Raw genomic sequence first — 20509 nt, 5'->3', positions numbered from 1 at the left:
GATAAATTTAAAATTTATTTTGCGTAAAATGATTTATTTTGCTGTCGTTAAAATTCTCTTGCAATTGCTCATAGAGCGTTTCAAGCTTGGCTATTAATTTTGGAAAATTATTCTCGAGTTGTTCCTTCTTCTTCACATTTTTTCCATGCTGCCATTGTGTGAGCTTGCCAGGTTTCTTAAATGTTGAATATGCTTTTTTATGGGTTGTTTCAAAAGAGTGTTCTGTTTTTTCTAAAGCTAAGATATTCTTATTGAATTCATTAATTAGTTTATTCAACTGAACTGAGAAGGGCGCACATTTATCCTCATGGAATCTTATTTGTAAACTAATTAGTTCAACAAAAATATTAAACAGCCATTGATAATGTAATAAATCGAATACATCTATTCTATAACAAAGACAGGGAGCTATATTGTTTTGCATGAGTTTGATTGCTAGATCTGATGAACAGGGGGCTTGAAATAAAGGAAGCCGAGCTCGGTTTAATTTAGTAAAAAATGGAATTAATGAATATTTAGTAAATCCATTTATCAAAGGTTTAGCGCTTAGTTCTTTACTTGCTCCAGGTATGGCTTCCTTACAGAGATAAAGATAGAGCTGGTATTGTTGATCAGCATAATTCTTCAAATAAAAATTCAATTTTTCTTCTTCTGTAGTCGCTATCCCTGTATTTAAAACTTGAATTTTTAGATGGGTATTTTGAGACTGATAATGTTCGATTATTGATTGAGGTTCAGTATCATCAAAAACCACAAATTGAGTTTCATGTGCTTTTTCATATTCATGCTCACTCAACAAAATAATATGATTTGAAATACCAATTTTATCAAGTTGGTGTATGTGGCCTAAAGGAATGTCAGTATATTCTATATTCGACCAAATTACTGCAGTTTTCATTTGTACTTACAATAAAGGAGCGTTAATTAAATATAGCTCAGGAAATTGAGCGAGCTGTGAAGATTTTTTTAAAAATATTAATTGTGCATTCAAAAAATGGAGAAAAACAGAATATAAATCCTGTGCTATATTTTAGAGGCAATTGTTGAAAAAATGGGATTTATCCTCAAATAAAAAGGAATTATAAAAATGAATAAATTATTTGCAAAGATTAGTATATTGGGTTTATTAATGAGTGTTTCTTTATACGGTTGGACAGGACCTTGTAAAGCCATAGCAATGTCTTGTATGCAAAATGGTTACTATAAGGGCGGAGAGAATGCAGGTAAAGAGTTAGTTAAAGACTGTGTTCTACCTGTAGCAATGGGTAATAAACAATTACCCAATACCAATTTTAGTGCAGAACAATTGCAACAATGCAAAATGAAAATAGCTGAGAAAATAAAAAGTAAAATGCAAGATAAAATGCAACAGTAACAACTAAACCCTCTCCCTCAGGGGAGAGGATTTTCCTCTTATTCCTTTTGTAATGATTCCATCACTGCACCTAAGAAACGAGTGGCTTCGCCTCCAGTGACTGCTCTATGGTCAAAGCTTAGTGATAGGGGAAGTATGTTGTGAGCTTCAACATTCCCCGTACTATTGACAACTGCTCCTTGATAGAGCCTACCTACAGCTAAAATGGCAACCATTGGGGGAACAATAATCGGACTTGCAAAACGACCAGCAAACTTTCCAAAATTAGAAAGAGTTATCGTTGCTCCTTTCAATTTATCTGCAGTAATTTCTCGATTACTTACTGATTTTTTAAAATCATTAATTACTTTTCGTAGATCGGCATCGGAAAGTTTTGCTGCATCATGAATAACAGGTACAAACAAACCTTCTTCATTATCCATGGCTAATCCGAGGTGTACCTGCTCAAAACATTGGCGTGCACTATGTTTTGTATCAAACCATGCATTTAATGCAGGTTCTTTGTTAGCAGCGTTGATCATTGCTCGGACAAGGCGAACGGTAATATCGGTACCAGGCTTCCAAGTACTAATATCTGCTTCATCAAAGATACTTACCGGAACTACTTCGGCGTGTGATTGAACCATGCTGTTGAGCATTGCGCGTCTTACTCCGCGCAGGGGCTCAAAACCCGCAGGAACTTCAGAGTTTTTATCTGCTTGCGCTTGAACATCAGTACGAGTAATGACACCAAATTCGCCAGTTCCTTTAACTGTAGATAAATCAACCCCCAATTTTTTAGCAAGCATTTTAACAGCTGGTGTTGTCCTGATACGATTTCTTGTACCATGTTGGGCACCAATGGTGAAGTTATCTTCAAAAACTTCACTGCTTTCTTCTAAGTTACCGACAACGGTTCCTTTATCTGCAGTTTTGGCACTGGTTGATTCAAAAGCTACCAAGGGCTCCCCCGTTTTAATTACATCTCCAGGTTTACCGTATAATTTGCTAATAGTTCCAGACTGAGGACAGGGTACATCAACTACTGCTTTTGCAGTTTCCATAGAAACCAAAGGTTGATCTGCTATGACTTTATCACCTTCTTTGACAAACCATTCATGAATCTCTGCATCCGGTAGACCTTCACCCAAATCAGGTAGATTGAATATATTCATTATTACTCCATTATGCTCATAACGCTGTTTTTAATACGTGTAACACTGGGTATGTATTGTTTTTCCAATTGGAAATACGGCATTACCGTATCATATCCAGTCACCCGTTGAACTGGAGCCATTAAATCAGACATAGAATTTTCCATAATCTGTGCTGAAATTTCGGCACCCACTCCACAAGTTTTTGCTCCCTCATGAACGATAACACAACGCCCCGTTTTCTCTACTGAGGCTAAAATTGTCTCGATATCTAGTGGTTTAATTGTTGCTACATCAATTACTTCGCATGAAATTCCTTCGTCACCCAATTGTTTCGCTGCTTGTTGTGTTTCGTGAATACTAGCACCCCAACTTACTAAAGTGACGTCATCCCCTTGTTGCAAAGTAAAACATTTGCCTAGAGGAAGAGCTTCTCCATTATCTTCAACAGGCTGTTTAACCAAACGATAAATTCGCTTTGGTTCAAGAAAAATTACTGGATCAGGATTACGAAGAGCAGCTAAAAGCAAGCCATAAGCACGTCGTGGAGAGGAGGGGATCACTACCTGTAAACCAGGAATGTGAGCAAATAATGCTTCAGTACTTTCTGAATGGTGTTCAGGAGCACGAATACCACCACCAAAAGGGGCTCTAAAAACGAGCGGACAATGCAGTCGCCCACGAGTTCTATTACGCATTCGCGCCGCATGAGAAATAATTTGGTTCATTGCTGGATAGATAAATCCCATAAATTGGAATTCGGCTACAGGTTTTAGACCCTGTATTGACATACCAATTGCTAATCCAGCAATCATTGACTCTGCCAGAGGAGTATCAAAAACTCGTTTTTCTCCGAATCGCTCTTGTAATCCTACTGTGGCACGGAAGACACCTCCATTTTTACCGACATCTTCTCCAAAAACCACGACATTTTCATCATGAGCTAACTCATAAGCCAAAGCCTGAGTTACTGCCTCGATTAAAGTAATATCAGGCATGAGTTGCTTCCTCCATAGCTATTGCACGTTGTTCCACTAAATATTCAGGTAGTTCTGCATAATGATAATCAAAAATGCTACTAATCGGTTGTGTCTTCATACTTAAATATTCATTAACGGCTTCTTCTACCTCTTTAGAACATTGGATTACTAAATTTTCCTCATCTTGCGCATTCCAGATCTTTTGTTCTGTAAGAAACTCTTTAAATCGTGAGATAGGTTCTTTCGGTTTTGCCTTTTCAACTTCCTGACATGGTTGATACCGTGTCGCATCATCAGCAGTAGTATGATCTGATAAACGGTAAGATAGGGCTTCAATTAAAGTTGGTCCTTCACCACGGCGAGCTTTTTCTATCGCATCGCCAATTACCTGTCTTGTTGCTAGAATGTCATTTCCATCAATTTGCATCCCTGTAAAACCAGCCGCTATAGCTTTCTGGGCAATCGTTTGTGTACCAGTTTGTTGATCTCGAGGGACAGAAATAGCCCATTGGTTGTTATTAACTATAAAGACAACAGGTAACTTCCAAGTACCTGCAACATTCATTGCTTCGTAAAAATCTCCTTCTGAAGTCCCCCCTTCACCAAGGCATACGACAGCAACACGTGGTTGATTTCTGTATTGGAATGCAAATGCGACTCCCGCTGCATGCAAGCACTGAGAGGCGATAGGTACACATATAGGTAAGTCTTCTGAATTGCATGAATACTGGCTGCCACGTTCATCGCCACCCCAGAATGCCAAAATTTCAGACATTTTTACGCCGCGTTGAAATTGAGCAGCATAATCTCGATAATAGGGAACAAACACGTCTTCAGGACGCATTGCATGACCTATAGCTGCTGAAATTGCTTCTTGTCCATTAATCGGGGCGTAAGTTCCCATTTTACCAGTTCGCTGCAAAGCAATTGCTTTTTTATCAAATGTTCGTGTAAGAACCATGATTTTATATAGTTCTTTAAGCACCGCATGATCATGGGCAAAAAGGGGTAATTGACCGACCAATTTTCCATGTTCATTTAAAAACTGAGTATATGTAATATCAAATTGAGCAACTGTTGACATATAAGGCTCCTTGTCAATAAAGCGTTTGCATAGCATACTCACAAATTAATTCAAAAACCAGAGAATAAGTAAGAAACTTGTAGCCCTGGATGAGGCGTAGCGGAACCAAGGAAAGGTCTAAAATATTAATCTCCTGGGTTGCGTTGTGCTTTGTCCGGCCTAGATTGAAGTAAGATTTATAATAATTAGTAAAGAGGAATATTTTGAGTCAAATTGTATTATATTCACTGGAGTATCACGATTCATTACATGAGTACTATCAAAAATTGCACCATTTACCTGGTTTTGTTCTTCTTGAGAGTACAGATCGCTTTCATGGACGTTATGATATTATCAGTGCTTATCCTTATGATTCTATTGAAATCGATCAAAATTCTCATGATTTTCCGGGTTTATTAAAGAAAATCAGCGAAATCTTATCGCCAATACCTTCCGTAGCGGATCTTCCTTTTCAAGGTGGTGCTCTTGGTTATATTTCTTATGATCTTGGTGCAAAGTTATTAGGGATAGACTCTTGTAGACAACCTACATTAGAGAATATGCCCTTGTTGAACTTTGGATTATATGATTGGGCAATTATTGTAGATCATAATCAGAAAAACATAACATTATTCGCAGCAAATACGCTCCAATCCACTCACAAGGTAGTGGAAGAAGTATTGACATTATGGAATACCGATACGAAACAGTCTTGTGATGCAAACATTAAAAGTGATTTTACTTCTTTGATGAGCAAACAGGATTACATGAAAGCGTTTTCTTCCATATATCAATTTTTAAAAGAGGGACGAAGTTACCAGGTCAATCTTACTCAACCATTTCATGCTGCTTATGAGGGAAATAGCTGGGCTTTTTATAAAAAAATCTGTATGAAAAACCCTGTACCTTTTGCAGCCTTTCTAAGAACTGCCGATGCTGATATTTTAAGTTTTTCACCGGAGCGTTTTCTTTTTTATGACGCAGGTAAATTAACTACATCGCCTATTAAAGGAACAATTGGTCGATCCAAAAATGATATTGAAGATGAGCGATTAAAAAATAAATTAACATCTTGTGAAAAAAATCGAGCTGAGAATGTAATGATAGTTGATTTATTGAGAAATGATCTGGGGAAAATTGCACAACCTGGTTCAGTTAAGGTAACTGATTTATGTGAGGTGCAAAGTTATAATTCAGTTCATCATTTAGTAAGTACAGTTGAAGCTCAATGTTTGCCCACCATTTTGCCATTTGAAGCTTTTTTGTCTTGTTTTCCGGGTGGTTCGATTACCGGAGCACCCAAAATAGAATCCATGCGAATTATTAACGAGCATGAATCTTATGCGCGAGGAATTTATTGCGGGTCTATAGGCTATTTTTCACGACATGGGCGGTTTGATACGAATATTGCGATTCGAACGATGACGGCTAAAGATAATATTTTGCATTTAGCTGCTGGCGGTGGAATAGTTATTGACTCAAACTGTGAAGATGAATATCGTGAATGTTTTATTAAAATAGCAGCGGTTATTAATGGACTTAAATGATTTTAAAGGGAAAAAACTTATGCATTCGGCAGTAGTTGTTTTGTATGAGAAATTATCTGACTCATTAATTTTAACCCAACGCAGTGATCAATTGCGCACTCATCCTGGAGAAATTTGTTTTCCTGGTGGTATATGGGAAGAGGGGGATGAGAATTATTATGGTACCGCACTTAGAGAATTGTATGAAGAGTTAGGTATTTCCCCAGAACGTGTAACCCTAATTAAAGAATTGGATACACAAAGAACACTATTGGGAAGTATTATTCATCCTTGGTTTGCAAGCATTGAGTCTGTTCAACCCTATCAATTAAATGTTCATGAAGTAGCACGTTTAATATCAATCCCAATGACACTAGTACAAGATGCTAAAAATTATAAAGATTTTAGGGTTGAGCGCGGCGGTCGCAATTATGTCACTTGTGAGTTTACTGCGAATAAGGATTGGGTGTGGGGAGCAACAGCTCGCATAATGAAACAATTGGTTAAACAAAAGTAGTGAACAAACGCTCTGATTAGTTAGAGGTCCGGGTGGAGGCTGGTGCCATCCCCCGGGGCCACGTGTTATATTGCAACTGCTGGTTTTTTCTCGGGATGGCTAGGAGATGTAGAATGAGAATCCTTAAGTGCTCGACGAAGAATTTTTCCTACATTGGTTTTGGGAAGCTCATCATAGAACTCCACAATTTTAGGAACTTTATAAGCAGTTAGATGTTCTCTGCAATATGCAATAACTTGTTCTTCGGTTAACTCAGGATCTTTTTTTACAACGCATGCTTTAACACGTTCACCAGATTCCTTATCATAAACCCCAACTACCCCAACTTCTAAAACACCTGGATGCATTGCAATTACTTGCTCCACCTCATTAGGATAAACATTAAATCCTGATACGAGTAACATATCTTTTTTGCGATCGACCAAATAAATAAAGCCTTCTTCATCCATTTTACCGATGTCACCTGTTTTTAAGTAGCCATTTTTAGTGAATACTAAAGCAGTTTCATCGGGTCGTTTCCAATATCCTGGAGTTACTTGAGGACCTTTAATGCATATCTCTCCACTAGTTCCTATAGGTACTTCATGCTCTTCATCATCAAGAATAACGACATCAGTAGAAGGAATGGGTACGCCTATACTTCCAGTATATTCGGTCAGATTCATGGGATTCATGATGGCAGCGGGACTAGTTTCAGTTAACCCGTAAGCTTCTAATACAGGTGTTTTAGTAACCTCACGCCATTTAAGAGCCACACTTTTTTGCAGCGCCATACCTCCGGCAAGTGAAATTTTTAGTTTGCTAAAATCAACTTCCTTAAATTTGGGATGGTTTAATAAACCATTAAACAGAGTATTGACACCTGTAATTGCTGTGAAGCCTACTTTTTTGATTTCTTTGATAAAATGTCCCATATCACGAGGATTTGTAATAAGCACATTTTTTGCTCCTTCTTTTAAGAAGGTCAAACAATTAGCGGTGAGTGAGAAGACGTGATAAAGAGGAATTGCTGTAACAATGATATCACTGCCATCTGTACCTATAACAGGCTTAATCCATGCATCGGCTTGCAAGACATTAGAGATCATATTGCCATGAGTTAAAATCGCACCCTTTGCGACTCCTGTTGTACCTCCGGTATATTGCAAAAAAGCAATATCATCATGATTTAACTCTACATGATGTAAAGGCGCTTGTTTTCCCTCAAGTAAAGCATAGTTAAAGGCTACCGCATGAGGAATACTATAAGCGGGTACCATTTTTTTAACATATTTAATAATGGAATTAATAATGAGTCGTTTCGGTGTTGGGAAGAGATCAGCTATTTCAGTTACGATGACATGTTTTAATGTCGGAATGGAATTTAATCCCTTTTCGACAGTTTTTGCAAAATTGGCCAGCACAACAATCACTTCGGCTCCAGAGTCATTCAACTGATGAATAAGCTCGTCCGTGGTATAAAGTGGATTTGTATTAACAACAACATACCCTGCGCGTAAGATGCCAAACAGAGCTATGGGGTATTGAAGAACATTCGGAAGCATGATTGCTATTCGAGTTCCTTTATCCAATTTAAGCTGTTGCAGATAGGCAGCAAAATCTCGACTTAACTCATCCAGTTCGCCAAAAGTAATACTACTTCCCATATTGCTATAAGAGGTTTTTTTAGCATGAAGCGTGCAGGATTCTTTAAACAAATCTACGAGGGAAGAATATTGACTTGAGTCAATTTCATGGGGAACTCCTTTCTGATATTGTTCAAACCACCGTTTATCCACCTTAATATCCTTCTGTTATTGGTTTTCACATGTTAGTATAAACAAAAATATTCGTTATGGATATCATACTCATGAGTGAAAATACAACACAAACTCAAGCATTTAAATTAAAAGGTCGTCTTTATACATTTACTGTATTACAAGTATTAAATACGAATCCTGAGGCTTTTGGGCATCAGCTTGATGATACTATTGCTAAAGCTCCTAAATTATTTGAGCATACGCCTGTTGTTTTTGATTTATCTGCAGTACAACAAATAGAGTTTGATTTGCAGGCTTTACTGCAGCTTGCCCGTTCTCACGGCATGATTCCTGTTGCCCTCCAGGGAGGAAGTATATTACATAACACCCTAGCCCAATGTCATGGGTTAGCTGTTCTACATGCTTCTTCAACCCAAGATAAACCTATTATCGAGCGACCAATTGAAAATAATCATCATGAAACAACAAAATCAAAATTAATTACTACCCCTGTTCGTTCGGGGCAGCAAGTTGTAGCAAAAGGTGCTGATCTTGTAGTAACTTCTTCAGTAAGTCATGGTGCTGAATTATTGGCTGATGGTTGTATCCATGTATATGGAGCTCTAAGAGGAAGAGCTTTGGCCGGAATTTCAGGTGATAAAGAGGCACGGATTTTTTGTCAATCACTTGAGGCTGAATTAGTATCAATTGCTGGTTTTTATCGCTTAAGTGATGCGATCGAACCTTATAATGGCCCCTGTCAGATTTATTTATTGGATGAGCATATACATATCGAGCCTTTATGATAGAAGCTGTTTTTATTTCTGATCTTCATTTACACCCTGAAGATCAGGCCATTCAGGAACGTTTTAATCAATTTCTCGAATGGACCAGGGATTCAGTCAAAAATATTTATATCCTGGGTGATTTCTTTCATGCATGGGCAGGGGATGATACAGCCGATGATTGGAGCAAAGCGATTGCTTATCAGTTATATTCCCTGAAAAAACAAGAAATTAACGTGTTTTATATGCATGGAAATCGTGATTTTCTATTAGGAAAAAACTTTGCGAATATGGCTGGATGGACAATTTTACCTGAGCCCACATTAATTCAATTGGGCCAAGAAAAAGTTCTTTTGGTTCACGGAGATCGATATTGCACTAAAGATATACCTCATCAGCGTTTTCGTTTTTTAACCCGAAACAAAATCTTTTCTACCATATTTTTAAGTTTACCATTGAACTATCGTAAACGATTAGTAAATCAAGTGCGGTATCGTAGTCAAATGAATCAAAACAAATCCCTAGAGGAAATGGATGTAGTTGCTGAAGTTGTAGTTGACCATATGTTACACTATCAAGTGAGACAATTAATACATGGTCATACCCATAAACCAGGCATAACATGTTATCAAAAAAACTCGCAAAAACTAGTACGTTATGTTCTGAGTGATTGGGATGACAAACCCCAGTTATTGTGTTATGATCATACAAAAGGGCTCTATTTTGCCCACTTTTGATTTTCGTGGAGAAGCAGGTTATGGCGGCTAAAAATAAAGACCAAATAGATACAGAAATGAAGGATTTGAATGAACGTTCCGCTAAGGGAATGGCTGATATTCGAGAACAAAAAAATAAACAAGATCTGGATGCTTATATTGCTGAGAAACGTAAAGAAGAGCAGATGAGATATGCCAAATCAATGGATGAGCTAAGAAATAAACATCGAATGACCAGCAAACGTACAGGGAAAGAAACAACTCACTGGGAGGAGTTGGATCAAGTGGTTGAAGACGTAATTAATTCAAAACAAGACGCATTTAATGACTGGCGTTCTAATATGATGTCTTTGTTAAATTTGCTTAAAGAGGCGAATACAACAGTCAATATCTCAGTAGAACAAGTTGCAGGAGAAGGATGGGATATGGCTAAGAATCCCAAGGAAGATAGCTGGACGGCCACCAAGCTTCTTGGCAGTGCAATCCATGGTGCAGGGGATAAATACACTGAGGTCAAAAGTAAGATGCTCCATGCAATCAAAGGAGATGGAGATCTTCAGTTACCTACTCTAGAACATAAAGTTAAATTTAAAGATGGAAAAGTTGATATAGCTGATTTAACACGCTCTGACGGCATTCCACTCGATAAAACTAATGAGGCTAATCAAGCATTTAAATCAATGGTTGCCCTTTGGTTAGCTGAAAATGATTATGCCACGGTTCAAAACAAACCAGGAGAATTTGAACACTATGCGAGTGGCGCTGTATTGGATGAGGATACGTTCAATAGATTGAACGCTAATCCAGAAACGAGTTTATCTAAATTCTTAAAAGATAATGCCAACTTAAAGTATGAGGAGCAACAAGAATTACATTCTACTCCTACTCCTCCATAATTTGAGAATGTTATCTTAATTTTTATTGAATTTGCGGTATTCCGCTATGGAAGCGAAATACCGTATCAATAGACAAAATAAAATTATTTTCTATAGATAAAAACAACTGTAAACGCTGTTCTATATCTCCTCCATATAATTTCGCAAGCCGCAGATAGTCTTCAAAATGACGCGCTTCTGATTTAATTAAAGTACGGTAAAACTTTACCAAATCCTGATCTTGGAGATAGGGTATAATGGCATGAAAACGCTCACAAGAACGGGCTTCAATAATGGCACCAATAATCAATTGATCACATAAGCGTTGAAGAACATTTCTGTTCGTAACGTGTTTATGCATCTGAGTTGCATATCCTGATGGTTGCAAGGGACAAAATTCAATACCTTTGTTCGACATAAAGTTAATGACTTTTTCGAAATGAAGTAACTCTTCACGAGCCAAAGGAGACATCACATCAACCAATTCTCTTTTTTCCGGATATTTGCTCATAAAATTAATTGCAGTTGCAGCTGCCTTTCGTTCACAATGAGCATGGTCAATTAATAACAGAGGTATATGGTCGGCAGCATAATCCAACCATATTTGCGGAGTTTTTACTTGAAGAAAGTCATTTAATAATTGTAAATCAGTATCTAATCGTTTTAACATCTGCGAAATACACTATACTTATCGAATAAATTGTCTTATATCATAGGACCTTTTTACAATTCTACTATTTTGGCCCTAAGGGTTTGATTATCTTCGATTGGTACCCATGTATACTACGCTTTGTCGCTATGTAACATAAAAAAAATTAGATTTACTCTAAAGGATTGTAAACAAGGTTAATATTTTGAACATTTAAATTGGATGAAATATGAACGGGGAAGAAGCTGATAATGAATTAAGTCACTGGTTTTCAACTTACGGAGTAATCACAGCGGAACGTATACTAGGCAGATACAAAGTCAATTTAGCACAAAGTGAACTAGTAGAAGCAATTAAATGCCCATATAGTTTTTATCATCGAATGTTACGGGTTCCACTAAAAAGCGTACTCAATGGTATCGTCCTACAACAAGCGAATGATTATCATGTTTATACACAAAAATTATTTATTGATTATTTATTATCTGGAGAAAACTCTAAAGGTGAGGAGGCCCAAGGTGCTTCAACCCGTGAGGATCTAGAAAATGAACGACAACGATTAGTTACTCTTGGCGATGAGTTCCATACTGTGCAAGGGCAACATGATTATTTGATTGCTAATAGTCAGGCTGCGTTGATAAGAATGACTCAAACATTTAATACGGAAATAGAAAAAGCGATTACTACATTGAGAACCTTACTAAAAAGTGACGGTGTTTCAGAGAAAAAAAGTAAAATTCGACAGGCAATTAACCATGCACTAATTTATTGCAACATATCTGAGGTACAAAGCAACCAATATCTTTTTATAGAGAAAATGAACGAGGTTCTTAAGACTTCGCTTTCTGAAGATTTAAAGAGAAAAATGGCTATGATATTGTCCGAAATTTTGCTAATTGATATGGATTTTGATGAGCAAATCAGTGATTTTGTAGCGCAAACGGAAGAGTTAAGTCGAGCAGCTAATTCTTACCGAACTCTCTTTTATGAGACAATTCTTCGGGTTATTGAGTTAATGAAATCATTACCTGAATACAAAATTGATCCCGAACAAGATGCTATTAATAGAGAGCCTTTATATTTTGATAAAACTATTGGTTCATTAGAATAGTTATGCAAGAAAAACAAACGGTTTCTGAAATGATATGGGTGTGTCTCTGGGTTCTACTCTATTTATGAAAACTATAATGACTTTAAATGAATTTATATTAGCCATATAGCTTGGATTTCATGTATAATATTGCACTTTAACTAAACCCCTATGGAGTGCGTGATGACAAAAGAAACAACATTGTCAATTATTAAACCCGATGCAGTAGCTAAATCTGTTATTGGTCAAATCTATACTCGTTTTGAAAGCGCTGGTCTAAACATAGTTGCTGCAAAAATGATGCAACTTTCTCGTGAACAAGCAGAAAGTTTTTATGACATTCATCGTGCACGTCCTTTCTTCAAGGATTTGGTTGAGTTCATGATTTCAGGTCCCGTCATGGTTCAGGCATTACATGGTGAAAATGCAGTAATGAAAAACAGAGACATCATGGGTGCAACAAACCCCAAAGAAGCTGCTCCTGGAACCATACGTGCTGATTTCGCAGATAGTATTGATGCTAACGCAGTACATGGTTCTGATAGTCTTGAAAATGCGGCTCGTGAAATTGCCTTCTTTTTTGAACCACATGAAATTTGTGTACGATAAGAACTGGTTTTTTGACATTTAATGACACGTATAAAGTAGCCTGGGTGATGCGTAGTGGAATAGATTATCTTCTACGCCTAACCAGGTTATAGTACGCTCCAATGGTATTTTTTATCCTTTGTCATTAAATTAGGAGTAAAAATGACTGTACAAAAAGTAAATCTGCTCGATTATAACTATCAACAAATGCGTGAATTACTCAATAGCTGGGGTGAACAACCCTATAGGGCGCAACAGCTAATACAGTGGATTCATCAGGCGGGTTTTACTGATTTCACAAAAATGACCAATCTTAGCAAGACGTTAAGAGAAAAATTGACCCAACTTTCTTGCATTAAACTACCTGAAATAGTCGCCTGTCAAAAATCAAATGATGGTACCCATAAATGGCTTTTGAAGCTGGACTGCGGTAACTGCATCGAGACCGTATTCATTCCCGAAACCAATCGAGGGACTTTATGTGTGTCCTCGCAGGTGGGGTGCGCATTAAACTGTTCTTTTTGTTCTACTGCAAAACAAGGTTTCAATCGTAATTTATCCACTGGAGAAATTATTGGTCAAGTATGGTTGGCTGCACGTGAATTATCACAACAAGAAGGTGCACACGACAAAAGAGTCACTAATGTGGTGATGATGGGTATGGGGGAACCCTTACTAAATTTTGATAATGTGGTATCAGCCATGGATATTATGATGGATGATTTTGCTTATGGATTATCAAAACGCCGTGTTACTTTAAGTACCTCTGGAGTTTTACCCGATCTGGAACGTTTAAGAGAAGTGAGCCCTGTGGCCTTAGCTGTTTCATTACATGCACCTACAGATGAACTTCGAAATGTACTTGTTCCTATAAATAAGAAATATCCTTTGGCGCAATTGATGGCTTTATGCAAAACCTATTTTAAAAATGAACCTCGAAGAAAGGTAACTTTTGAGTATGTAATGCTAAAGGGGGTAAATGATCAACCCGAACATGCGAATCAATTAATTAAGTTATTGCGTAATATTCCATCAAAAGTCAATTTAATTCCTTTTAATCCTTTTCCGATGACACAATATGAGCGCTCGCCTCAAGCAGCAATTGATGCATTTAGAGATAAATTAATAGCTCATGGTATTAACACCATTACTCGTAAAACACGAGGTGATGATATCGATGCAGCATGTGGTCAATTAGCAGGGGAGGTCAAGGACAGAACAAGTCGCTCTCAAAGATGGCAAAAGTTGCACTTTGTGCCCAAAAAAGATCAGGGGCAGCACGCCGTAGAAAAATGAGGGTAGTTCTGGAGCAGCGGAGCGGACCCAATTAATATATCTCCGATTTCCGGCTTTTGCTGCATGCTTCAGTTCTTAGGTATTAGTTGGCGCTCAATAAAATCATTATTTGTGACAAATCATTTTTAATTTATTTATAAGCGGTTATAATGCGCAATCATTTCTAACCTTAGTGTGAAATATTGTGTTAAAAAAGTTTTGTCTTTTATTTATTATGACTTGTCTGTTTTTACAGGCATGTGTGCATGATGAAGAAGATGAAAAACAAAATTTGAAGAAGCCTGATCTGAGTAAAGCTGCATCGTATAATGTACAGTTAGGCCTAGGTTATTTAAAGCAAGGAGATAGGCCTAGAGCGAAAAAAAAGATTCTTACTGCACTAGAGCAAGAACCTACATCACCTGATGTTAACTCAGCAATGGCCTATTATTTTGAGCAAACTAAAGAGCTAGAACAGGCAGAAAAATATTATTTGAAAGCCATTACATTGGCAGGAAGTGGAGGCGCTCAGCTAAATAACTATGGCGCTTTTTTATGTCGACAAGGCGATTATAAAAAAGCGGAAAGTTACTTTTTAAAAGCTGTGAATGATTTAAAGTATGTGCATACTGCTGGAGCTTATGAAAATGCCGGCCTTTGTGCGCTCTCAGTTCCAAATGAAGACAAAGCTAGGCTTTATTTTACAACAGCACTAAATCAAGATCCTTCGCGTAAGGCGTCTTTTTATGAATTGCTGAAACTTGAAATCAAAAGCGGAAAAGATTCAGATGCTTTTGCGTTATTACAAAAGCACCCTGATTTAATTTTAAATGACAGAGTATTATTATCTCTGGCCAAAGAGGTTTCTGAGAAAGTCGGACAATACACTCTTGCGGCAGAATATGGGCAAAGCATAAATAATTTGAATTCCAATATCGACAATAGTGGAGTAAATAATGAATACAATAACCACGCTGGATGAAAATATAGTTGAGCATAAAAATCCAGGGGAACAACTTGCTAGTATACGTGAACAAAAAGGGTATACAGTTGAGTATGTTGCCAATAAATTACATTTAAGGGCACGTATTATCGAGTTAATTGAAAGTAATGAATTTCATTTGTTACCAGAACCTGTTTTTGTTAAAGGGTATTTGCGAGCATATGCTAAATTATTAGGAACTTCACCTGAACCATATCTTGCGATATTCAATGAGCAGTTTGTGGTTGAGAAAAAATCAGACCGTGCTCTGCTATGGCAACAAAGTAAACGTGAATCTCATAAAGCAGAACATATTATTCGTTGGTTCACAATTTTATTTGCTTTAGGGGTGATTGTTGCAGTAGGAATTTGGTGGCAAAAAAATAGAGATACCCAGCAGGTATTTCCTGCAAAAAGTACCCCTGTGGATTTATCACTAAATCAAACACCTGCAACAGAAACTCAAGAGTTAAAACTGACAGATATATCAAAAATGCAATCTTTATTAAATCCTAAACCGGAAATGTCTCCTCTGGAGAAGATTGGTGGCTGAGAGAATTCAAGCAATACGAGGAATGAATGACATTTTGCCTGAAACGACGGCATTATGGCGATCCATCGAACAAGTTTTTGTGAGTGTACTGTCCAGTTACGGTTATCAAGAAATACGTTTCCCACTGATTGAGAGCACTCAGTTATTTAAACGGACTATAGGTGAAGTCACTGATATAGTCGAAAAAGAAATGTATACGTTTAATGATTTAAATGGCGATAGTATTACTTTGAGGCCTGAAGGGACGGCTGGTTGTGTACGAGCTTGCCTGCAAAATGGGCTCTTACACAATCAACAACAAAAACTATGGTATATGGGGCCCATGTTTCGTCATGAACGGCCACAGAAAGGACGATATAGACAGTTCAATCAATTAGGTGTGGAGGCATTTGGTATGCCTGGTGCTATGGTTGAATTGGAATTAATTTCCATGTGCCGTAAATTTTGGGAACAATTAGGTTTTGCGGATTTTGTACAGTTGCAAGTAAATACCTTAGGTGAATTATCAGAGCGTCAGCGTTATAAAAAAATTCTTGTTGAGTATTTGACCGATCATGAACATCAGTTAGATGAAGACAGTAAACGCAGGTTAACTCGCAATCCGTTGCGTATTTTAGATAGTAAAAACCCTGAAATGCAGGTGTTATTGGCTAATGCACCTAAACTAATTGATGTTCTTGATGAAAAAAGTCGAGCACATTTTCAGTCTTTTTGTGATGGTTTAGACGCATTAAAGGTACCTTATGTAGTTAACCCCGTTTTGGTTAGAGGGCTTGACTATTATGGGCATACTGTTTTTGAGTGGGTAACTGATAAACTAGGAAGCCAAGCAACAGTTTGTGCTGGAGGCCGATACGATATACTAGTTGAACAATTAGGAGGCAATCCAACACCTGCAGTAGGTTTTGCATTAGGCATTGAGAGAATATATCTTCTCATGGAAACTCTGAGTGTTCTAAAGCAGACGAATAAAAAGAATGCGTTGTATATTATTGCTACTAATGATGAGGCTGTGGTACAAGCTCTCGTGATTTCTGAATTGATACGTACTCATTATCCAGAAATTGAAGTATCAGTAAATACGGCCGGTGGTAGTTTTAAAAGTCAATTTAAAAAAGCAGATAAAAGCGGGGCTCGATTGGCTTTAGTTTTAGGTGAAGATGAGCTGGCTACTAAGCAAATTAGTATTAAAGATTTGCGAAATGGGGCTGATCAAATTACAGTTGATCAAAATACGATCAATCAGGTTTTGAAAGATTATTTAGAGTGAGTGCAGGAGAATGTTATGTCAGTGTATATGACTGAAGAGGAACAATTAGAATCGATAAAAAAATGGTGGAAACAATACGGTAATCTTGTCACTGTAGTATTATCGCTTGTGCTCTTTAGTATTGCCGGATATCGCTATTGGAATTGGCATCAGGAAAAACTTACTCAACAGGCATCAGTTGCATATGAACAAATGATGGTTGCTCTCTCTAATCAAAATATTAAAGCAGTAAGAGCCTATGCTAATGAATTAATTCATGAGCACGGACGTACAGTTTATGCCGATGCTGCACATATGACCCTTGCAAAAATTTATGTATCAAAAAGTAAACTGGATAAAGCGACTGAAGAACTACAGGCTGTTGCCTCGAATAGTAAAATGCCAACTTTAAAGCAAATTGCTAAAATTCGTATTGCACGTATCTTCGCAGCAGAAAAATCTTACACCAATGCGCTTAAAGAATTGAGCAACGTTGAGGATAATACTTATTTACCAGTTATTAATGAATTAAAGGGTGATATCTATGGAGCTACTGGACAATATAAAGAGGCTATGAGCTCTTATAAACAAGCTTTAGATGAAGTAAAAAATAATGGAATGGGGAATTTATTTTTAGAAATGAAAACCAATGCGATAGCAAGTAAGTCGCATTCGATGATTTCTGGAGATAAAAAAGTAGAATCTGCATAACTATTTGTTATTAGCCTGATAGGGTCATAAAACACATGTTTCAAGATTCTCTCTATCGAGCTAAAACGTAGTCAGTGCTTTTATTGATCTGTTTTGTAAATTGAGGTTCGATTTTCATGAAAATGAAATTATTTATTTTAATTCTTTGTACCATAATTCAAGGGTGTTCAAAACTTGATGATTACATGTTAGGTAAAGACAACACTCCTAAACCTAAAGAGCTCAAGCAAATTAATGACAAAGTTAAAGTCGACCAAAACTGGTCAGTCGCTGCGGGTAAGTCATCTAAAAATAAAGAATATTTAAGACTTAAGCCTGTAATTAAAAGCGGGACTATTTATACAGCGGATGCCAGTGGACTAGTTCAAGCCATTAACAAGCACAATGGTAAAATGAAGTGGTCTACTGCATTGAAGCATGGTTTGGTTAGTGGACCTGCTGTAGCCAGTGGATTTGTTGCTGTGGGTACCAATAATTCCTCATTAGTAGTATTAAATGAGAATAATGGTAGTAAGTTATGGCAAAAAAAGGTTACAGGTGAAATTCTCTCACCACCAACTATTTTAGGTGGGAAAGTAATCGTTAAGACGATCGACGGTAGAGTGTATGCATTTAGTGCAGCTGATGGAAAACAGATATGGATGGCTGAGCATGGCTCTCCTAGTTTAATCCTCAAGGCAAGTTCCTCGCCTGTTGCTATGGGAAATTTGGTACTGATTGGTTTTTCTGATGGGAAGCTGGATGCATTAGATGTCAAAACAGGACGTGTTATGTGGCAACGAAGTATTGCTTATGCGTCAGGACCAAGCGATGTAGAGCGATTAGTTGATATCGATGCGGATCCAATTGTGGAAAATAATGTGGTTTATCTTGCCAGTTATCAAGGTTATATTGGCGCATTATCTTTATCAGATGGACAGTTTATTTGGAGAAAGCCTGGTTCTGTTTACAAGAATATGATTCTAAGTGGTAACACCTTATTCGTAACTGACAGCCATGATGTCGTTTGGTCTATTGATAAACGCAGTGGCCAAGTCAATTGGAAACAGACTGGATTGAAGGCAAGAGTACTAACTGAACCTGCATTAATTAAAAATGATTTAGTGGTTGGTGATAAAACAGGTTACTTACACTTTATTGATGCCCAAACTGGTGAAATTATAGCTCGTTCAAAAGTTTCAAGTGGTGTTAGTATTTCTCCAAGCGTAGTCGGAAGAAAATTATATGTATTAACAGACAATGGAATGTTAAATCAATTATCTGTGAGTTAATAAATGATCCCTGTGATAGCACTTGTTGGACGTCCTAATGTTGGTAAGTCTACATTATTTAATAGGCTGACTAAGACACAAGATGCCCTAGTTGCTGATTTTCCTGGCTTAACTCGTGACAGACAGTATGGTCAAGCCATTCATGATGATAAACACTATATCGTTGTTGACACCGGTGGTATCGGTGTTGACGATATTGCTGTCGACAATTTAATGTCCAAACAGTCAGAAATTGCGCTCAATGAGGCTGATATAGTTCTTTTCTTAGTTGATGGAAGAGCTGGTTTGACTGGAATTGATGAAAAAATTGCCAGTAATTTACGTAAATTAAATAAAAGAGTTCATCTTGTTGTAAATAAAACTGAAGGCTTGGATGATGATGTTGTTTGTGCCGACTTTCATTCTTTAGGCATAGCTGATGTGCATTCAATTTCCTCATCACATGGTAGTGGTATAGGAACCTTACTCGAAGAAGTTCTCTCACCATTTGCGGTACATATTGATGAAAATGAAGAAGATAAGGCAATTAAAATCGCTTTTGCTGGCCGTCCGAATGTTGGTAAATCAACTTTGATAAATCGAATTTTGGGAGAAGAGCGGGTCGTTGTTTATGATATGCCGGGGACAACCAGAGATAGTATTTCTATTCCTTTTGTTAGGGATGAACAAAACTATGTCCTTATTGACACTGCAGGTGTGCGCAGAAAATCTCGGATTGATGAAAAAATAGAAAAATTCTCTGTGATTAAGACACTTCAAGCGATTGAAAAATCCAATGTGTGTTTGCAAGTCCTGGATGCTAGAGAAGGGATTACTGATCAAGACATGAATTTGCTCGGTTTCATTATTGAATCAGGTAAAGCATTAGTTATTGCTGTGAACAAGTGGGATGGGTTAGATGAAGAGCATAAAGAAAATGTAAAAAGCGAATTATCTAGAAGATTGCACTTTGCCAATTTTGCAAAAATAAGATTTATTTCGGCCTTACATGGCAGTGGTGTTGGTGGTTTATTTAAAGATATAAACGAAGCGTATGCTTCTGCTATCCAATCTTTTTCGACACCGAGATTAACTCGGTTACTTCAAGATATTAGTACGAAACACACACCTCCTTGTGTGAGTGGACGCAGGATAAAATTAAGGTATGCGCATCTTGGGGGACATAATCCTCCCGTAATAGTCATTCATGGAAATCAGTTGGCTGATCTACCTGATAGCTATAAGCGTTATCTTAATAATGAATTTATTAAGCATTTAGGACTAGTCGGAACTCCGTTAAAATTGGAGTTTAAAGGAGGGACAAATCCTTTTGCAGATAAGAAGACTAAATTATCACAACGACAAGTAAATAAAAAAAGAAGATTAATGAGTCACATTAAAAAGAAAGCTAAAAGCAAAAAAAATAAGTAGTTTATTTTTTTATTTACCGGGA

At 37.2% G+C, this 20509-nt stretch carries 21 protein-coding genes; 15 read left to right on the top strand and 6 right to left on the bottom strand.

All coding sequences use genetic code 11. The features are described from left to right. Nucleotides 1–7: 7 nt before the first annotated feature. A complete protein-coding gene (locus tag ACWTEW_RS14690) occupies nucleotides 8–898 on the bottom strand; it encodes a hypothetical protein (protein WP_454782402.1) in 891 nt (296 codons plus the stop codon). Nucleotides 899–1087: 189 nt separating this feature from the next. Here ACWTEW_RS14690 and ACWTEW_RS14685 point away from each other — a divergent pair, with 189 nt between their 5' ends. Further along, the gene (locus ACWTEW_RS14685; RefSeq protein WP_454782401.1) at nucleotides 1088–1375 is read left to right on the top strand and encodes a hypothetical protein; all 288 of its coding nucleotides are present in this window, start codon (nucleotides 1088–1090) and stop codon (nucleotides 1373–1375) included. A 38-nt stretch (nucleotides 1376–1413) separates the two neighbouring features. On the opposite strand, the gene ACWTEW_RS14680 is transcribed toward ACWTEW_RS14685, so the two are convergent. Genes ACWTEW_RS14680 through pdhA form a run of 3 tightly spaced genes read right to left on the bottom strand, consistent with a single transcriptional unit; the run spans nucleotide 1414 to nucleotide 4572 of the window. Continuing rightward, the gene (locus tag ACWTEW_RS14680; protein WP_454782400.1) at nucleotides 1414–2529 is read right to left on the bottom strand and encodes a dihydrolipoamide acetyltransferase family protein; all 1116 of its coding nucleotides are present in this window, start codon (nucleotides 2527–2529) and stop codon (nucleotides 1414–1416) included. Nucleotides 2530–2531: 2 nt separating this feature from the next. Continuing rightward, nucleotides 2532–3506, bottom strand: a complete 975-nt coding sequence (locus ACWTEW_RS14675; protein ID WP_454782399.1) for an alpha-ketoacid dehydrogenase subunit beta — start codon at nucleotides 3504–3506, stop codon at nucleotides 2532–2534. Continuing rightward, the gene (gene pdhA / locus ACWTEW_RS14670; RefSeq protein ID WP_454782398.1) at nucleotides 3499–4572 is read right to left on the bottom strand and encodes a pyruvate dehydrogenase (acetyl-transferring) E1 component subunit alpha; all 1074 of its coding nucleotides are present in this window, start codon (nucleotides 4570–4572) and stop codon (nucleotides 3499–3501) included. The genes ACWTEW_RS14675 and pdhA overlap by 8 nt, the downstream gene beginning before the upstream one ends. Before the next feature lie 203 nt (nucleotides 4573–4775). Here pdhA and pabB point away from each other — a divergent pair, with 203 nt between their 5' ends. Continuing rightward, on the top strand, nucleotides 4776–6098 hold the full coding sequence (pabB, locus tag ACWTEW_RS14665) for an aminodeoxychorismate synthase component I (RefSeq protein ID WP_454782397.1): 1323 nt from the start codon (nucleotides 4776–4778) through the stop codon (nucleotides 6096–6098). Further along, nucleotides 6085–6594 carry an NUDIX hydrolase gene (locus ACWTEW_RS14660; RefSeq protein WP_454782396.1) on the top strand — a complete coding sequence of 170 codons (510 nt, stop codon included), beginning with the start codon at nucleotides 6085–6087 and terminating at the stop codon, nucleotides 6592–6594. The genes pabB and ACWTEW_RS14660 overlap by 14 nt, the downstream gene beginning before the upstream one ends. 65 nt (nucleotides 6595–6659) lie before the next feature. On the opposite strand, the gene ACWTEW_RS14655 is transcribed toward ACWTEW_RS14660, so the two are convergent. Continuing rightward, nucleotides 6660–8372, bottom strand: coding sequence for an AMP-binding protein (locus tag ACWTEW_RS14655; RefSeq protein WP_454782395.1), 1713 nt, complete (start codon nucleotides 8370–8372; stop codon nucleotides 6660–6662). A 71-nt stretch (nucleotides 8373–8443) separates the two neighbouring features. Here ACWTEW_RS14655 and minC point away from each other — a divergent pair, with 71 nt between their 5' ends. The 3 genes from minC to ACWTEW_RS14640 are packed head-to-tail and all read left to right on the top strand — an operon-like array spanning nucleotide 8444 to nucleotide 10730. Next, entirely contained in the window at nucleotides 8444–9139 is a 696-nt protein-coding gene (gene minC / locus ACWTEW_RS14650; RefSeq protein WP_454782394.1) for a septum site-determining protein MinC, read from the top strand. Then, nucleotides 9136–9855 carry a UDP-2,3-diacylglucosamine diphosphatase gene (locus ACWTEW_RS14645; protein WP_454782393.1) on the top strand — a complete coding sequence of 240 codons (720 nt, stop codon included), beginning with the start codon at nucleotides 9136–9138 and terminating at the stop codon, nucleotides 9853–9855. Before minC ends, ACWTEW_RS14645 begins: the two co-directional genes overlap by 4 nt. A 20-nt stretch (nucleotides 9856–9875) precedes the next feature. After that, complete coding sequence (locus tag ACWTEW_RS14640; protein WP_454782392.1) at nucleotides 9876–10730, top strand: hypothetical protein; 855 nt, start codon at nucleotides 9876–9878, stop codon at nucleotides 10728–10730. A gap of 22 nt (nucleotides 10731–10752) precedes the next feature. Here the strand turns inward: ACWTEW_RS14640 and ACWTEW_RS14635 are convergent, their stop codons facing one another. After that, nucleotides 10753–11379 carry a MiaE family protein gene (locus ACWTEW_RS14635; protein ID WP_454782391.1) on the bottom strand — a complete coding sequence of 209 codons (627 nt, stop codon included), beginning with the start codon at nucleotides 11377–11379 and terminating at the stop codon, nucleotides 10753–10755. A gap of 208 nt (nucleotides 11380–11587) precedes the next feature. Here ACWTEW_RS14635 and ACWTEW_RS14630 point away from each other — a divergent pair, with 208 nt between their 5' ends. The 9 genes from ACWTEW_RS14630 (at nucleotide 11588) to der (ending at nucleotide 20487) form a co-directional block, all read left to right on the top strand. Beyond that, nucleotides 11588–12469 (top strand): hypothetical protein, encoded by an 882-nt coding sequence (locus ACWTEW_RS14630; RefSeq protein WP_454782390.1) that lies wholly within the window; start codon nucleotides 11588–11590, stop codon nucleotides 12467–12469. A 162-nt stretch (nucleotides 12470–12631) separates the two neighbouring features. Continuing rightward, on the top strand, nucleotides 12632–13057 hold the full coding sequence (ndk, locus tag ACWTEW_RS14625; RefSeq protein ID WP_454782389.1) for a nucleoside-diphosphate kinase: 426 nt from the start codon (nucleotides 12632–12634) through the stop codon (nucleotides 13055–13057). 141 nt (nucleotides 13058–13198) lie between these two features. After that, nucleotides 13199–14332 carry a dual-specificity RNA methyltransferase RlmN gene (gene rlmN / locus ACWTEW_RS14620; RefSeq protein ID WP_454782388.1) on the top strand — a complete coding sequence of 378 codons (1134 nt, stop codon included), beginning with the start codon at nucleotides 13199–13201 and terminating at the stop codon, nucleotides 14330–14332. Between the two features lie 184 nt (nucleotides 14333–14516). After that, complete coding sequence (pilW, locus tag ACWTEW_RS14615) at nucleotides 14517–15293, top strand: type IV pilus biogenesis/stability protein PilW (RefSeq protein WP_454782387.1); 777 nt, start codon at nucleotides 14517–14519, stop codon at nucleotides 15291–15293. Next, nucleotides 15268–15846 carry a helix-turn-helix domain-containing protein gene (locus ACWTEW_RS14610; RefSeq protein ID WP_454782386.1) on the top strand — a complete coding sequence of 193 codons (579 nt, stop codon included), beginning with the start codon at nucleotides 15268–15270 and terminating at the stop codon, nucleotides 15844–15846. The genes pilW and ACWTEW_RS14610 overlap by 26 nt, the downstream gene beginning before the upstream one ends. Continuing rightward, nucleotides 15836–17116 carry a histidine--tRNA ligase gene (hisS, locus tag ACWTEW_RS14605; protein ID WP_454782385.1) on the top strand — a complete coding sequence of 427 codons (1281 nt, stop codon included), beginning with the start codon at nucleotides 15836–15838 and terminating at the stop codon, nucleotides 17114–17116. Before ACWTEW_RS14610 ends, hisS begins: the two co-directional genes overlap by 11 nt. A 15-nt stretch (nucleotides 17117–17131) precedes the next feature. Further along, on the top strand, nucleotides 17132–17806 hold the full coding sequence (locus ACWTEW_RS14600; RefSeq protein ID WP_454782384.1) for a YfgM family protein: 675 nt from the start codon (nucleotides 17132–17134) through the stop codon (nucleotides 17804–17806). Between the two features lie 116 nt (nucleotides 17807–17922). Next, nucleotides 17923–19077: an outer membrane protein assembly factor BamB gene (gene bamB / locus ACWTEW_RS14595; RefSeq protein WP_454782383.1), complete on the top strand. Its 1155-nt coding sequence runs from the start codon at nucleotides 17923–17925 to the stop codon at nucleotides 19075–19077. A 3-nt stretch (nucleotides 19078–19080) separates the two neighbouring features. Continuing rightward, nucleotides 19081–20487: a ribosome biogenesis GTPase Der gene (der, locus tag ACWTEW_RS14590; RefSeq protein ID WP_454782382.1), complete on the top strand. Its 1407-nt coding sequence runs from the start codon at nucleotides 19081–19083 to the stop codon at nucleotides 20485–20487. Nucleotides 20488–20509 lie beyond the last annotated feature (22 nt).

It is taken from the genome of Legionella stuttgartensis, from assembly GCF_977063405.2.
The sequence above is the reverse complement of the archived record's forward strand: the minus strand, read 5'-3'. Positions and strand labels throughout refer to the sequence as shown.